Raw genomic sequence first — 15567 nt, forward strand, 5'->3', positions numbered from 1 at the left:
AACTTGTAATCTATTTCTTCGTTTGCCATCTTAAAATAAACGTGTTAAACTACTTTTTTATTGGTGCCTGACACAGTTTACTTTACACTCTCGAGAAGCTCAGGCACATCATGCTGGTCAATGAGAGGCTGAAAGAGTTCTCTTGGTTAGCGGAATACTATTCTGGCTCAGAGTATTCTGAATTTCTTGAAGCCATCGAAGCCCCGGAGTTCTCCACGTTGTTGCTTGAAGCAAAGACTTATGGCTTCTCCGACTTCCAGATTGCTCGTGCTCTTGGCCTCGAAGCAGACATGAAGATGGAGCGGGCTGGACTTACGGTCCGGAAATGGCGCCAAGAGTTGGGCATCATGCCAACAGTCAACCAGATTGATACCCTTGCTGCCGAGTATCCTGCCCAAACGAACTATCTCTATTTATCATACTTATAGAGATACCGTACATCTAATAATATGTGAACCAAATACCTTTTATGCTATGACTATTCCGTCCCGACACTTCCAAATGACACAATATGTTCGATGGGGTCAGACACCTTCTGCCTTCCTCACAATATCCGAAAACTACTAATTAAACTTAGACGATGAGACTAACTTTTTTGAATTTTGGATTTAGATGCCCCAGCCAGTCTTTTTCTTCGTACCGTCCCAGTTGGTAAGTTCACCGTTGGAACCACCCCCACCTGTACTAATGCCACTCCTACCGCCAGCAGAGAGGAGTAGATTCGCCATCAAATCTTTGGTAACCGTCATCGCGTCACAGAGTTGTCTGGTTCGGGCAGCGGTAAGATCTCTTTTGAATTCTGATGCGATGCCAGTCCACGACACTTTCTCTAGCAGATAGCCTGTTGCCATCCTGCGTTGCTTTTCGTCGGTTGAATCAAGGCCATACTTGAATGCTTCAGCAATGATGCCCCACGCAACTGCATTACCTTGCTTTGGCTGGAAGTCGTTGTCCTTGCCATCTGCATAATCTCTGATGGCTGCAATTCCCTCTTCAATACATTTGTCAATCTGCTTCGAGAAGGCTTCCTTTTTCTGCTGTATGCCCTCCCAGATTTCTTTGATTTCCGGGATGTCCAGCATTTCCCGGACTTGGCTTTCTGCGCTTTCGGCCTTCTGATGCTCACTATATGCCTTGTTGCCTGAACGAATTGCCTCAGACTCGGCTTTTCCAAGTCGCTCCTGTAGTTCCTTGATTTCTGCATCCTTCTTGTCCCGAAGCCGGGTGATGGCATTCTCGTCCATCGAGGCTATCCGCTTCCTGAGGACATCGTTCTCTTCTGTCAATCGGCCATTCTCCTTTTGTAGCTGCTTGTTCTGCTCAATGATGGCTCTTACATTCTGCATGGCTTTATTGTAGAGTGCCTTCCCCAGTTTAAGTATATCCTGCTTCTGGACATCCTTGGCTTGCATGAGTGCAGTCTGCATGTTTGTGAGGATGCCCTTAATCGCCTTGCGCCGTTCCTCTCTCCATTCCTTCTGTCCGAAGGCGGGGATGGGCTTACCCAATTCTTCTTTTATGGCATCCCAAGCATCCTTTACAAGTGGGTCTGTCTTTAAGGTCGGCACAATGAGGCCTTCTTCCTTGATGTCCAATGCCGCAGCATAGTTTTCCAGCTGAGAGATGTTGCCTTCCAGTTTTTCCTTACGGTACTCCTTGTTTTGTATCTCACCCGCTAACTTGTCATTCTGCTCTTCCAAACTTTCCTTTTGCTTCTTTATGTCTTGCACCTCACCCGCCATCTTCTCCTTCTGACCTTCCAGGCGTTCATTTTCCATCTGGTTCCTGGCTATGGCATCCTTGGCCTGGCGCTCAGCCTCTAACACGGCCTTGCTCTTGTGGACACGTTCACGTTGTTCCTCACCTGGCAGCATGGCAATGTCATCACCACGCTCCAGACCGTACTTGTGCCCGACCTCGTTATAGTAGTCGGTGTGCATCTGGTAGTACGTCTTTCCTACAGCATATTTGTCTTCACCCCATACACGGGCGTATGATACACATTCCTTTTCCCTCCGTTCGACTTCTGTTTTTACGAAGTTCGAGCGGATTTCTTCAGGCAGTTTCTTCCATTCCTTATGGGAGATTACCTTCGACTTGTCGTCCTTATGCACATACTTGGCAGATGCACGACCTCTGGCTTTTGTCTTGGCAACAGGAATGGTCTGGATCTGGATATGTGGTGTGGTTTCGTCAAGATGAACATCAAAACCAATGATGTTCTCAGATCCCCATCGGTCACATGCCCAACGGTAGGTGTCCAATGCCCAGTCTTTGATACCTTGTTTCAATACAACATGGGCATTACTCTGTTGCAGGGTGAAGTCCACTTCTTGATCACCGAAGGCTAGTCGGGTCAGCACATCATGGTCACCACTGACGATGATGCCGACGGTACAGTTGGGGCTATTATCGGAGATGCCCAAGGGATTGTTCTTGTCCATATAGGGCTTGAATTTAAGTTCATCTAAGCGTTTCTGCAAACGCTCATGAAGTGGCACGGGATTGGAACCAAGAGGAACGATTTCGCCTCGGCTGTTAATCTCAAAGTTGAGATGCTTACGTGAGAAATCGTAATGGTTGTTTGTGTCCTGGTTCTTCAGACGATAGGTGTTCTCGTCCCACCCTCTGCGTTCAGGCTCGTAGCCTTCCGCAGCAGAAAAGGACTTGGATGGTGCGCCAACATGAATGGCCGCACGGGGTATATTATTTTTGGCTTTAGACATAATACATTTTTTAGAATTAGTGATTAGGTGAAATTTGGGTCTCGGGTGGAACCTGAGTGGAGGGTTGAGGGAGAGAGTCACTCCCTCACAGATGCATTTTGCTTCTGGTTCTTGCCATGTGCGGCGACGCTACTTTATAGCGATGAACCAACCCTCGGAGAGCATAATGGGACTTTTTAAGGGAGTACACCTTGGGGTGTGGCGAATCTAAAAGTCCATATTATGTTATGGGATTATTTGGTAATCCCTTTCGACGCAGCATTTACTCGGGAGCAGGAGGAGCTTCGGATTCTATGCCGCAGTTACCCTTTCCGTACTCGACATAGCGGTGAAGTTTGCCACAATAGGTGCCATTGATGCCCTCATGCGAGAGCTTGCACTTGTGGCATTCTGCATTCCTTCCATGCCAACGTTGCTCCTGTGTCGAGCTTAAATCCTCCGCACTTTTTCCTTCTGTCTGGATTATTGTCAGCCTGTTGAGTTGTGGTTCCGACTCAACTTTTGTTGGAATTTCATCGCATTGTGATGAGTCCATCACTTCCAAACCAAGTGCATCAATGAGTTTTTGAAGTGCAGGATTGCGTTCAATCATTCGCTGGAGAATCATCTGCTTAGTTTCCTGCATCAGGAGAAAGTCAGAAATGTCAAGTCCTGCTTCACGCTGTTCATCAGTCGCCATCTGTTCCAAAACAGTTGAAACGGTCACGCTCTTGCAGATGGGAGTGAGGATAGCGGACTTCTTGGCCCACTTTTCTGTCGCCCCCAGATCTGGCATCAGAATCACATCCCTGCCATGGAGCACCTGCATGGTCTCCTCATTGAAGCACCCGTCCTTACCACCTGTAGCGAGCCAAAGGAAATCCGGCATGAAGTGGGATGCTATCAGGCAGGTCTTCTCACTTTCCACCAACATGATAGTGGCAGAAGATGTGGCAAGCAGATGTTCTCCAAACAGGCATTGCTTCAGATGGAAGTCTGACAGTTTCAGTTCAGTGTGTACCCAGCAGACTTGTGGTATCGGCTCTTTGATACGGTGTCCGTCCTTGGGATTGTACCCCATCAGCTTTCCTGAGCGGACGTTGCTATCTTTGTCAATCTGCCAAAAGACGGTAGCGCCTCCCCATTTCTTGGAAGTTCCCACCTTGTAGTGTTCAAATTGTCTGTTGGCTGCATCCTTTCCGATAGTCTTGCATAGGAACTGGTATAAGGGATTGATGTCATAATGCGAGAGAGTCTTTCGCATTATGTCAGTTGACATGAAAGACGTGACCTCTGGTTCTGGCTTAACCATGACGGACTTATTCGTCTTATCATATTTCCATGTATCATTCTCAAAGTCGTTAGGTTTCAAGTCTGGGTTGTCCCTGAAGAAGTCTTTGGGCGTATAATGGTAACCACACGAATCCTCATGGTCGCATCTTCCCACATAGTCGGGGAACTCAATCTTACCTTCTTCGTCAACATACCTGACAAAGCATTTCCTTCTGCCGCATTGGGGACACGTTTGTTTTGTGTTCCTTCCTGCCTTGTATTTCTGTAAATGGAATCTATACTCGTTCATTGTTTTGTTTCTTTAGATTATTGAACAATGGTCCTTACACGATGGAACTTTACACTTTTACACTTTGGGAAAATGTAAAGTGTAAAATGTATCGAGTGTATCAGAGTAGTTTTTTGTAAACGCCATGTGCCGTTTTCTGAAGAATCTGTTCTTCGCACATCTTTGCAAGATCCTTTTTGACTGTACTCTCACAGATGCCTATTTCTGCTCCTGCTTTGATTGCATCAGCTGTAGTGAAATCTGGGTGTATTAAATCAAGAAAGGCTTTCTTCAAAGGAGGCATGGAATCGGTTTGGATGTGCGACTTGATGCTCTGATACGAGAGCTCCAGATAATCATACATGCGGATGGCAGCCTGGACAGAGCAGACATCTATGTGCTGCATGTGGATTTCGTCACAAGCCCAGCCCAAGAGCTGGAAAACCAAAGCAAGTCGGGCCACATTGGAATCTGCTTTCATCATACGACTGTCAATGAGTCTTTCATCTTCAAAGCTATTGGCTTTCTCAATGAGGGTGTTTTTCCATTTTGCAAAGCACCTGTAGGTATCTTCACTCATGTCTAACACCTTGGGTATGATAACGCCTTTCTCATCGTGGTCGGGTTCCAATGCCAGCAGCTTATCAATAATCGCTTTCCACTTCCGATAGACACTCTCAGCTCTGTCGTTCCCTTGCATACCTGCATCAGGGTTCTCCTCCATCTTAGGAATGTCCCGATTCTTGGGATGAAGGAACAGAATTCGGTCTATCAATCCACTTGATACATTCTCTTTCGTGAAGAGTTCACCAATGCGCTGCGTCTGGGTAGTACCGATAATATTGATGCAAGGATGTGGAATGATGATGGGAACGGGGTTATTACAACGGGACACCTTCAAGGGCTTGCCACTATAGGCGGTCAACAGCTGGGTTAGTAAGGGACTGTCATTGTATCGATAGATACTGTTGAAGAACCCCATGATTTCATCCACAAGAATTACGATACCACGCTGATTATCATTATGGATTCGCATCATGGCCTCCTGTGTGAGGTCGGAGAGGATGGTCTGCACGAGAACTGGTTTGTCGGTATCAGTGGCATTGCCTTTGTTCCCGGCATTCAGCTCTGCATAGCGTTTGTTCTCTTCAATGAACTTGCTGACCTGAAGGAAGTCATGTTCTTGAAGTGGACGGAACGCGTAGTCAAGTGGTGGAGTTTTGCCCTGCCCAGGTCTTCCTATCAGGATGACATACAGGGCTGGGCAACTCTTCCACGAACCACGGATGCGGATGTGACAACTGTTGCCGATGGCGATAGCTGCTGCCGATAGCATACTCATGGTTAGATACTCCAAATCGAACTGCTCTATGCGGGCCACCTCAAAGATGATGTCCTGCAGCTTCTGCGGGAAGGCATCGAGGGGAAGGCCGATGCGTTTAACGTCTTCGGCTTCCATTCGCACTTTGTTAGTGAGTTCTAGTACATTCATACACACCTCGCTTTCCGTTTAGAATTGACAAACGCTTGTGCCTCCTTCTCCAAATCCCCCATAGACTTCCGCTTGCCATTGCGAAGCCATTCGTCTATTTCCGATTTGCGGAATACAATACTTTTCCCTTTCTTATGATAAGGGATAAAGTGAGTGCTTGTCCAGCCATATACCGTTTGTTCGGCTGGATGATTGGGAAGATAATTACAAAGGTCTTTCAGATTCAGCCATGCGTCGGCATCCTCTCTCGGAACTGATTGCAGAGCATCAATCTTGCGTTCCATGACCTCCAATCTTTGGGCGATGTCTGCCAAAATCTTTGGCATAGCATCAAATGAATAAGTTATTTCGGCCATATCAATATGGTTTTTAAGATTGGCTGCCGTCAATATGAAAACAGCCACTTTCGAGTGAAAGCGACTGCAAAAGTATCGGTGCTTTGAATGGTGGATTTGTGGTGGAATGATTCACCATCCTATCACCACGAGAGTTCTGTCAAATTCATCCTAACAGACTGAAAATCAAACGTGTTAAATAACTTTAAAGGGAAAATATTTTTGAATAGTGAAAGCATGGTGGGACGATGGTGGGGCATTTCCACCATCGTTTCACCATCAAAATAGGGTGTTGGACACAAAAAAGGGACAAGATTCTTGAGATGTCAAGAGTCTTGTCCCTAATATGAAGGAGGCAGATTTGCCTCAATTATTGAAATCTACATTCAGTTTTATGGTGTCAGCAGCCTGTTCTTTCTTCTCGTCAACCACCTTTGCATAGACTTGTGTCGTGCGAACATTGGTATGGCCCAACATTTTGCTGACGGTATAGAGGTCTGTGCCGCTGGTCAACTGGAGCGTAGCGTATGTATGGCGGAAGCAGTGGAAGGTGATATGCTTCTTGATGCCAGCAGCTTTTATCCAACGTTCAACTGGTTTTGAAATCCAGGATGGCTGTGGAAGTCCACCGAAAACGAGTTCGTCAGGATGCCCGGGCTCTCCACAAAGTTGATATGCCTGGTCGGATATTGGCATGTATTCCACACCTTTAGTCTTGCGTTGAGTGAAATTGATGCGATAGTGTTCGCCTTCTTTAGTAATCTCTTGCCAGGTCATCTTCATGATGTCACTATGCCGGAGACCTGTAAGTGCAGAGAACAAGGCAGCTCTCTTGATAACAGGATTACTACATGGTGTTGCAGCCAGTTGGTTAAGTTCTTCCATTGTCAGATGCTCGCGTCTGCTTTCCTGCTCCTGAATGCCTTTGACCTTGGCAGCAATGTCAACCATAAAGTAACCATCGATAAAAGCCTGCTTCAAGGCAGTCTTAAAGATGCCGAAATACGATGAAGCCGTGTTTTGGGAAATTATTCCTTTCTTTCCTGCACCCTTGGGAGCCACCAAAAGGAATTGCCTAACTTTCTCTATCATTTGTAGATTGATTGAGCCGAACAGTAACGGCTGGTTATCGGCAAATAGCTTCAATAATTCATATACTCGGAACCAAGTATTATAAACACTATCTGCATTATTGGTATTACGAGTGTTCGCCAACTTTTTGAAGTAAGCGATGAAATCACATCTTGATTTCTCCACTTGTTCTGCCATTGCTGCATCGGCATCAGAATAGAGGTCTTTGGTGTCGTATTCCTTTTGGCGAATGGCTCTGATGCGGTCTGCGTAGAGACAATTCTCCTGGTCTAACTCTGACTTGCAGAGAATTATACCATTCAAATCACGCTTAGGCTTATAGGTTACTTTCCCATCTGAGCCAGTCCGAGCTGTTCGCGACTTGTCCCAGATAGGTGTTTTAATAGAACGGTTGATGTACTCTCTCACTCGCTGTGGCTTATCCTTTCCCTCCACTTGAACAGGATAAGCTTCCAGATAGAGGTACCATTCATCATAATAATCTGACTTGCGCAACCTGACCGTTACGCGGGTATTAGTAAATGATTTCTTCATGGCTTGCCTGATTTGTAAAGGTTATCAATGTCTTCTTTGGGCGCATACACATAGTTCCCAATCTGACGGATGGGGATGGAGTACTTACGAATATGAAGATAAACAGTACTGTCGTTCACATGGTATTTCTCAGAGATTTCACCAATCGTATAACAATTCTCTGGCTCCATGTTGTAAAGCTTAGGCAAGGGTTTGAAGGTGTTGTCAAGTACATACTCTCTACCGCCAAACATATTTTCCAAGTCAGACTTTTTTATCCGGATAAGGCGTTTCCCCAAATTCACACATGGAATTGTCCCTTTGCGGATGAGACGATAAATAGTGTCCTTGCTAACAGAAAACATGGCAACAGCCTCTTGAACGCTGATGTAATCTCTGGAATCTGGGATATTGGCAACCAACTCTTCAAGTTTCGCCAACTTTTCAATCTCTGCTTTTTTCTTCTTGCTTGCAATCTCACTACACTTCTTTGAGCAAAACCTAGACTCAACGGTTTTGGCATAAAACCATGCGCCACAGATTTCGCATTTTCTCTTGATTTCAAACTTTGCTCTTGCCATACTCAAAATTAGATTAAAACAAGCCAAATTTCGCTCGTAGATTTTACATGTATATTTTTGTTGTGTGTCATTGCAAAATAAGTTTTGGTACAAATTCGTTGCAAATTTACGCCAAAAATCGCTATAAAACAAGAGAAATATCAGAATTAACAAAAATTAAAAATCCGTGCAACTGATTGAGTTACACGGATTTCTTTATGGTTTATTTATGGATGTTTAACTTCCATCAATGGACCTCCTCGAAGTCTGCATCCTGGATGGTGTCGTCTTGTTTGGGTTGTTCTTGCTGGCCGGCATCGGCTCCGGGCTGGGAAGCACCGGGCTGCGGGCCTGCACCTCCCTGGTACATCTGGGCGCTGGCAGCCTGGACGGCCTGGTTAAGGGCGGCGGTGGCAGTGTCGATGGCGGCAACGTCGGCAGCCTTGTGGGCGTCCTTGAGCTGCTGGAGAGCCTGCTCGATGGCGGGTTTCTGGTCGGCCGGAATCTTGTCGGCATTGTCCTTCAGGAAGTTCTCGGTGGTGAAAATCATCGAGTCGGCCTGGTTCAGTTTGTCCACCTTCTCGCGTTCGGCCTTGTCGGCAGCGGCATTCTGTTCGGCCTCTGCCTTCATGCGATCTATCTCTTCCTTGCTCAGACCGCTGCTGGCTTCGATGCGGATAGCCTGCTCCTTACCCGTTGCCTTGTCCTTGGCGCTGACGTTGAGGATGCCGTTGGCATCGATGTCGAACGTCACTTCAATCTGCGGAACGCCGCGGCGAGCCGGTGCGATGCCCTCGAGGTTGAACTGGCCGATGCTCTTGTTCTGCGCTGCCATTGGGCGTTCGCCCTGCAGCACGTGGATGGTAACGGCCGTCTGGTTATCCACCGCGGTAGAGAAAGTCTCGCTCTTTTTGCACGGGATGGTGGTGTTGGCGTCGATGAGCTTGGTCATCACGCCGCCCATGGTCTCGATACCAAGGGTCAGTGGAGTAACGTCCAGCAGCACGATATCGCCCACTCCGTTCTCCTTGTTCAGGATGGCGCCCTGGATGGCAGCACCCACTGCAACCACCTCATCGGGGTTCACGCCCTTTGAGGGCTCCTTGCCGAAGTAGTTCTTCACCAGCGTCTGAACAGCCGGGATACGGCTCGAACCGCCTACGAGGATTACTTCGTCAATGTCAGAAGTCTGCAGCTTGGCGTCGCGCATGGCGTTCTGGCAGGGCACCAGACAGGCCTGGATGAGCTCGTGGGCCAGCTGTTCGAACTGTGCACGGGTGAGTGTCTTCACCAGATGCTTGGGTACACCGCCCTCGGCGCTGATGTAGGGCAGGTTGATTTCGGTGGTAGAAGAGCTCGACAGCTCGATTTTGGCCTTCTCGGCAGCCTCCTTCAGGCGCTGCATGGCCATGGGATCCTTGGTCAGGTCGATGCCTTCGTCGGCCTTGAAGCCCTGTGCCAGCCAGTCGATGATAACCTGGTCGAAGTCATCACCGCCCAGGTGAGTGTCGCCGTTGGTGGAGAGCACCTCGAACACACCGCCTCCGAACTCCAGTATAGAGATATCGAACGTACCGCCGCCAAGGTCGAACACGGCAATCTTCATGTCCTTATTAGACTTGTCTACGCCATAGGCGAGGGCTGCGGCCGTAGGTTCGTTGACGATACGGCGCACGTTCAGTCCGGCAATGGCACCGGCCTCCTTGGTTGCCTGACGCTGAGAATCGGAGAAATAGGCCGGCACCGTGATGACGGCATCCTTCACTTCCTGCCCCAGATAGTCCTCGGCAGTCTTCTTCATCTTCTGCAGTATCATGGCCGAAATTTCCTGCGGGGTGTATTTCTTGCCGTCTATGTTGACGCGCGGATAGCCACCTTCGTTGTCGACCGTAAAGGGCACGCGTTCTGCTTCCTTGCGGCTCTGGTCGTAGGTTTCGCCCATGAAGCGCTTGATGGAGTACACCGTGTTCTTTGGGTTGGTGATGGCCTGGCGTTTGGCCGGATCGCCAATCTTGCGTTCGCCGTCCTTTACGAAGCCCACTACCGACGGGGTGGTGCGCTTACCTTCACTGTTTGCGATGACTACAGGCTCGTTTCCCTCGAATACGGACACGCAGCTGTTAGTAGTACCTAAGTCTATTCCAATAATCTTTGCCATAATCTTGTATGTTGTTTTTATTATTATTCTATGCTTGTTCTGCCCACCACTTTGCGCGATAGGCTACAGGGCAACTAACAAAGGCCGTGCCAAAAGCGGCAGAATGTCAGAAGTTTCTGTCAAATTGCCAGATTGTCACAGCCTCCCTCCGCCTCATCGGGCTGTCTGCGCAGGTTCTCCCAGCCTGCCTGCAGAAGCCTCGCGGGCAGCTGCCTGCCACCCCCGCCGCAAGTGCCTGTACAAGGCGGTTGCGGCGGAGCTATGCTTCAAGGCGCTTGAATGTGCCCTTCAAGGGCCTTGGAGCTATCCTTCAAGAGGCTTGAAGCATAGCTCCGTGAAACCGGCACCTGCCGAGGGCCCTGCCGATGGGGCTGCAGCGGCCGTGCTGCCAGTGGAGGAACGGAGGCCGAAAGCCCGCTCCGCAGCCCGCTGCCAGGAAGCCTCCGCGCAGGCGGAAGAATAAGTTGGGGCAATCATTTGGGCGGAAGCGTTTTTTTCTTATCTTTGTTACCTTATTATAATAGTCACTCAAGAACTGTTTAAACGGTACAGCAATGATGAAAATCCATCTTAACAAACTCCTCCTCGCCACCGGTCTGGCCTGCTCGGTACTTGCAGCCGGAGCCGCAACGGGGACACCGCAACGTGAAAACAAAGTGGCCAACAACCCGCTTATGAAACCAAGTACATTACCCTTTGGCGCGCCCGACTTCAGCAGAATCAAGGGCGAGCACTACCTACCGGCACTCAAGGCCGCCATCGAGCAGCAACGGGGCGAGATTGCCGCTATCACAGACAACAAGCAACGGCCAACCTTTGCCAACACCGTGCTGGCCTACGAGAAGAGCGGACGTACGCTCGACCGCGTGAGCAGCATCTTCTTCTGCGTGACGGAGGCCGACAAGACACCCGAAATAGAGAAGGCCGAGGCCGAGATTATACCCCTGCTGACCGACTTCGAGAACGAGATAAAGTTCAACGGAAAGCTCTTCGGCCGCATCAAATACGTGTACGACCACGAACGACAGGCGCTCCGGGGCGAGGACCTGCGCCTGCTTGACGAGGTGTACAAGAGCTTCGTGCGTGCCGGAGCACTGCTGCCGCAGGACAAGATGGCCCGCATGCAGGACATCAACCGCCAGCTGGCCAAGCTGCAACAGGACTTCGGCAACACGCTCCCCAAGGCTGCGGGCGAGGTGGCCGTGTGGGTCGATGACGCCAAAGAGCTGGCCGGGCTCAGCGAGAGCGACCTGGCGCAGTGTCGCAAGGACGCCCAGAGCCGCGGCGGCAAGGCTGCTTACTGCATCGTCATCACCAACACAACGCAGCAGCCCATACTCTCCGGCCTCCGGAACCGCGGCCTGCGCGAGCGCGTTTACAACGCTTCCGTCCACCGCACCGACGGTACGGGCGCCTTCAACACCTTTCCGCAGGTTGTACAGATAGCCAAGCTGCGTGCCGAGAAGGCCGAGCTGATGGGCTACAAGAACTACGCAGCGTACTCGCTTGATAACGTAATGGCCAAGAATACGGACAACGTGTACGCTTTCCTGCGCCAGCTCATCAGCGCATACAAGCCCAAGGCCGATGCCGAAACGGCCGCCATAGAGGCCTACGCGCGCCAAACAGAGGGCCCGGACTTCAAGCTGCAGCCCTACGACCGCCTCTATTACTCGGCCAGGATGAAGCGCGAGCAGTTCAACTTCAGCGAAGACGAGGTGAAGCCTTATTTCAACATCGACTCCGTTCTTGTAAACGGCGTGTTCTATGCAGCCCATCGGGTGTACGGACTCACCTTCAGCGAGCGGCACGACCTGCCTACCTATCATCCCGACATGAAGGTTTTCGACGTGCTCGATGCCGACGGCCGGCAGCTCGCCCTGTTCTACTGCGACTACTTCCGGCGTCCTACCAAGCGCGGCGGAGCGTGGATGAGCTCGTTCCAGAAGCAGAGCCGCCATCGCGGTCAGCTGCCTATTATATATAATGTGTGCAACTTTGCCAAGGCTCCTGATGGCCAGCCAACGCTCCTGACGTGGGATGAAGCGCAGACGATGTTCCACGAATTCGGCCATGCTCTGCACGGTATGCTCTCCGACTGCAACTATAACACGCTCAGCGGAACGGCCGTTGCGCGCGATTTCGTTGAGCTCCCGTCGCAGTTCAACGAGTCGTTTGCCAGCATCCCCGAGGTGTTCAACCACTATGCCCGCCATTACAAGACCGGCGAAGCCATGCCCGAGGAGCTCAAGAGCAAGATGCTGGGCTCGCTGAACTTCCACTCCGCCTACGCCCTTGGCGAGAACCTGGCCGCCACTTGCGTTGACCTGGCCTGGCATTGCCTGTCTTCGTCGGAGATACCTGCGGCCGACAAGGCGCTCGACTTCGAGACCTCGGCGCTCAAGGCCGTCGGGCTGCTCGACAGCCAGATACCTCCGCGCTACTCCACGTCGTACTTCAACCACGTGTGGGGCGGCGGCTATGCGGCCGGCTACTACAGTTACCTGTGGAGTGAGGTGCTGGCCGTAAACGTTGCCGGTTACTTTGCAGCCCACGGACCGCTGACACGCACGGTGGGAGATGCCTTCCGCGCCAAGGTGCTAAGCCGTGGCAACACGCGCGACCTGATGTCTGTCTTCTCCGATTTCACCGGCCTCAAGGCTCCCGATGCAGCCGCCCTGCTCAAGGCCCGGGGCTTTAAGCGCAGCTGCTGATAGCCGGCAGTGCCGTTTCCTGCCGGCTGTAACACAAACAATCCGGCCCTGCAAGCCAATGGTTGCAGGGCCGGATTGTTCTTTTAGCTGTGCTTCGGTCAGTCTCTCTTGTCGGCTATGGCCTGCTTGATGAGGCCTTCCAGCTCCTCGCACAGTTCGGGATTGTCCTTTAACAGTGCCTTGGTAGCGTCGCGACCCTGTGCCAGCTTGGCGTTGTTGTAGCTGAACCAGCTGCCACTCTTCTTCACTATGCCGTACTCTACGCCCAAGTCAACTATCTCACCTATCTTACTGATGCCCTCGCCGAAGAGTATCTCGAACTCTGCCCGGCGGAAGGGAGGAGCCACCTTGTTCTTAACAACCTTCACGCGGGTGATGTTTCCCAGCACGGCATCGCCGTCTTTGATGGCTGTACTCTTGCGTATGTCGAGGCGCACGGAGGCATAGAACTTCAGTGCATTGCCGCCCGTAGTGGTCTCGGGGTTACCGAACATCTGGCCAATCTTCTCGCGCAGCTGGTTAATGAATATGCAGGTGGTGTTTGTCTTGGCAATGGTGGCGGTGAGTTTGCGCAGTGCCTGGCTCATCAGTCGAGCCTGGAGGCCCACCTTGTTCTCACCCATGTCGCCCTCGATTTCGGCCTTCGGCGTGAGTGCAGCTACGGAGTCAATCACCAGTATGTCCACGGCGCTGGAGCGAATGAGCTCGTCCGCTATCTGCAGAGCTTGCTCGCCGTTGTCCGGCTGGGCAATCCAGAGGTTGTCGACGTCTACGCCCAGCTTGGCCGCATAGAAGCGGTCGAAGGCGTGCTCGGCGTCAATGAAGGCCGCGATGCCGCCCAGTTTCTGCGCCTCGGCTATGGCGTGGATGGCCAGAGTGGTTTTACCTGACGACTCGGGGCCGAAGATTTCGATGATTCTTCCGCGTGGGTAGCCGCCTACGCCGAGTGCAGCGTCCAGCCCGATGCTGCCCGTCGGGATTACTTCTACGTTCTCTACCTTCTCGTCACCCATCCTCATGATGGCGCCTTTACCGAAGTCTTTCTCTATTTTAGACATGGCCGCTTGCAGTGCCTTGAGCTTTCCCTCCTGCATGTTTTCGGTCTGTTCGTCTTTTTCTTTTGCCATTTCAAATTGCTGTTATTGGTTATTTTCTTCTTGTTTATTGGTCGTTTGCAGTGCGTATGGTCATGACTAAAGCTCCAGGTCGCCGTCGAACACCTCGTGCCAGGGCAGCCCCTGCTTGTTGAGTTGCTCCATGAACGGGTCCGGGTCAAAGTCTTCAACGTTCCAGACGCCCGGCTTTCGCCACAGTCCTTTTAAGAACATCATGGCTCCAATCATAGCCGGAACGCCCGTGGTGTAGCTCACTCCCTGCATGCCTGTTTCCTTGTAGGCCTCCTGGTGCTTGCAGTTGTTGTACACGTAGTAGGTGTGTTCCCTGCCGTCTTTTATGCCCCGGATGCGGCAACCGATAGAGGTTTCGCCCTCGTAGTTCTCGCCCAGGTCCTGCGGATTGGGCAACACGGCCTTGAGGAACTGCAGCGGAACGATGTTCACCTTCACCTTTCGGCCTGTTCCATCGGCCAGCGGAGCCTCATACTCCACGTTGTCAATGCGCGACATGCCCAGGTCTTGGATGACGCGGAGATGCGTCAGGTACTCTTGACCGAACGTCATCCAGAAGCGGGCACGCCTGATGGTGGGGTAGTTCTTCACGAGCGACTCCAGTTCTTCATGGTGCATGAGGTACGAGTCGCGTGGTCCGATGTTGGGATAGGTAAGGTCCTTGTGCACTGCCAGCGGCTCCGTTTCTATCCATTTGCCGTCTTCGTAATAGAGACCTTTCTGGGTTATCTCCCTTATGTTTATCTCCGGATTGAAGTTAGTGGCAAAAGCCTTGTGGTGATTGCCGGCATTACAGTCGACAATGTCAAGGTAGTGAATCTCGTCAAAGTGATGTTTGGCTGCGTAGGCGGTATAGATTCCGCTCACGCCTGGGTCGAACCCGCAGCCCAGAATGGCCGTAAGGCCGGCCTGTTCGAAGCGTTCCTTGTAGGCCCACTGCCAGCTGTATTCGAAGTGGGCTTCGTCCTTGGGCTCGTAGTTGGCCGTGTCCAGATAGTTGCATCCGCAGGCCAGGCAGGCTTCCATGATGGTAAGGTCCTGGTAGGGCAGGGCCAGATTGATGACCAGTTCGGGCTTGTAGCTCCCTAAGAGAGCCTTTAGCTGCTCCACGCTGTCGGCATCCACTTCGGCGGTCTGTATGCTGTAGTCGTAGCCCTTGGCATGGATGGCCTCCACCAGGCGGTCACATTTCTCCTTGTGATGGCTGGCTATCATGAACTGAGTGAATACATCGGCATTCTGAACTATCTTGAATGCCGCTACCGTAGCTACGCCTCCGGCACCTATCATTAATACTTTGCTCATTTCTC

The 15567-nt window shown here is 51.1% G+C and carries 10 protein-coding genes and 1 pseudogene; 2 read left to right on the top strand and 9 right to left on the bottom strand.

Translation table 11 applies throughout. The features are described 5' to 3' along the window. Window positions 1-110 precede the first annotated feature (110 nt). A complete protein-coding gene (locus BMW31_RS13685; RefSeq protein ID WP_091823578.1) occupies window positions 111-428 on the top strand; it encodes a hypothetical protein in 318 nt (105 codons plus the stop codon). Between the two features lie 180 nt (window positions 429-608). Here the strand turns inward: BMW31_RS13685 and mobV are convergent, their stop codons facing one another. The 7 genes and pseudogenes from mobV to dnaK form a co-directional block, all read right to left on the bottom strand. Continuing rightward, window positions 609-2726, bottom strand: coding sequence for a MobV family relaxase (mobV, locus tag BMW31_RS07715; protein WP_091823582.1), 2118 nt, complete (start codon window positions 2724-2726; stop codon window positions 609-611). A 529-nt stretch (window positions 2727-3255) separates the two neighbouring features. Beyond that, window positions 3256-4287 (bottom strand): annotated as a pseudogene (locus tag BMW31_RS07720) (DUF6371 domain-containing protein); the annotation flags it as partial. Between the two features lie 100 nt (window positions 4288-4387). Beyond that, the gene (locus BMW31_RS07725; RefSeq protein ID WP_091823585.1) at window positions 4388-5758 is read right to left on the bottom strand and encodes a DUF3987 domain-containing protein; all 1371 of its coding nucleotides are present in this window, start codon (window positions 5756-5758) and stop codon (window positions 4388-4390) included. Further along, window positions 5755-6114, bottom strand: coding sequence for a helix-turn-helix domain-containing protein (locus tag BMW31_RS07730; RefSeq protein ID WP_091823871.1), 360 nt, complete (start codon window positions 6112-6114; stop codon window positions 5755-5757). The genes BMW31_RS07725 and BMW31_RS07730 overlap by 4 nt, the downstream gene beginning before the upstream one ends. 345 nt (window positions 6115-6459) lie before the next feature. Then, window positions 6460-7719, bottom strand: coding sequence for a site-specific integrase (locus BMW31_RS07735; protein ID WP_091823588.1), 1260 nt, complete (start codon window positions 7717-7719; stop codon window positions 6460-6462). After that, on the bottom strand, window positions 7716-8279 hold the full coding sequence (locus BMW31_RS07740) for a helix-turn-helix domain-containing protein (protein ID WP_091823874.1): 564 nt from the start codon (window positions 8277-8279) through the stop codon (window positions 7716-7718). Before BMW31_RS07740 ends, BMW31_RS07735 begins: the two co-directional genes overlap by 4 nt. 226 nt (window positions 8280-8505) lie before the next feature. Continuing rightward, window positions 8506-10416, bottom strand: coding sequence for a molecular chaperone DnaK (gene dnaK, locus BMW31_RS07745; protein WP_091823592.1), 1911 nt, complete (start codon window positions 10414-10416; stop codon window positions 8506-8508). Between the two features lie 557 nt (window positions 10417-10973). Between dnaK and BMW31_RS07750 the strand changes: the two genes are divergently transcribed. Further along, window positions 10974-13130, top strand: a complete 2157-nt coding sequence (locus BMW31_RS07750; protein ID WP_091823878.1) for a M3 family metallopeptidase — start codon at window positions 10974-10976, stop codon at window positions 13128-13130. Window positions 13131-13228: 98 nt separating this feature from the next. On the opposite strand, the gene recA is transcribed toward BMW31_RS07750, so the two are convergent. Both recA and BMW31_RS07760 read right to left on the bottom strand, forming a co-directional pair. Further along, on the bottom strand, window positions 13229-14257 hold the full coding sequence (gene recA, locus BMW31_RS07755; RefSeq protein WP_091823595.1) for a recombinase RecA: 1029 nt from the start codon (window positions 14255-14257) through the stop codon (window positions 13229-13231). 66 nt (window positions 14258-14323) lie between these two features. Next, complete coding sequence (locus BMW31_RS07760) at window positions 14324-15562, bottom strand: saccharopine dehydrogenase family protein (protein ID WP_091823598.1); 1239 nt, start codon at window positions 15560-15562, stop codon at window positions 14324-14326. Between the last annotated feature and the right edge of the window lie 5 nt (window positions 15563-15567).

The organism is Prevotella sp. kh1p2, assembly GCF_900111525.1.
Lineage (GTDB): Bacteria > Bacteroidota > Bacteroidia > Bacteroidales > Bacteroidaceae > Prevotella.

Excerpts from the sequence above, each read along its gene's own strand:
- BMW31_RS13685 (WP_091823578.1), top strand. The coding sequence starts at position 111 with ATGCTGGTCAATGAGAGGCTGAAAGAGTTCTCTTGGTTAGCGGAATAC.
- mobV (WP_091823582.1), bottom strand. The coding sequence starts at position 2,726 with ATGTCTAAAGCCAAAAATAATATACCCCGTGCGGCCATTCATGTTGGC.
- BMW31_RS07725 (WP_091823585.1), bottom strand. The coding sequence starts at position 5,758 with ATGAATGTACTAGAACTCACTAACAAAGTGCGAATGGAAGCCGAAGAC.
- BMW31_RS07730 (WP_091823871.1), bottom strand. The coding sequence starts at position 6,114 with ATGGCCGAAATAACTTATTCATTTGATGCTATGCCAAAGATTTTGGCA.
- BMW31_RS07735 (WP_091823588.1), bottom strand. The coding sequence starts at position 7,719 with ATGAAGAAATCATTTACTAATACCCGCGTAACGGTCAGGTTGCGCAAG.
- BMW31_RS07740 (WP_091823874.1), bottom strand. The coding sequence starts at position 8,279 with ATGGCAAGAGCAAAGTTTGAAATCAAGAGAAAATGCGAAATCTGTGGC.
- dnaK (WP_091823592.1), bottom strand. The coding sequence starts at position 10,416 with ATGGCAAAGATTATTGGAATAGACTTAGGTACTACTAACAGCTGCGTG.
- BMW31_RS07750 (WP_091823878.1), top strand. The coding sequence starts at position 10,974 with ATGAAAATCCATCTTAACAAACTCCTCCTCGCCACCGGTCTGGCCTGC.
- recA (WP_091823595.1), bottom strand. The coding sequence starts at position 14,257 with ATGGCAAAAGAAAAAGACGAACAGACCGAAAACATGCAGGAGGGAAAG.
- BMW31_RS07760 (WP_091823598.1), bottom strand. The coding sequence starts at position 15,562 with ATGAGCAAAGTATTAATGATAGGTGCCGGAGGCGTAGCTACGGTAGCG.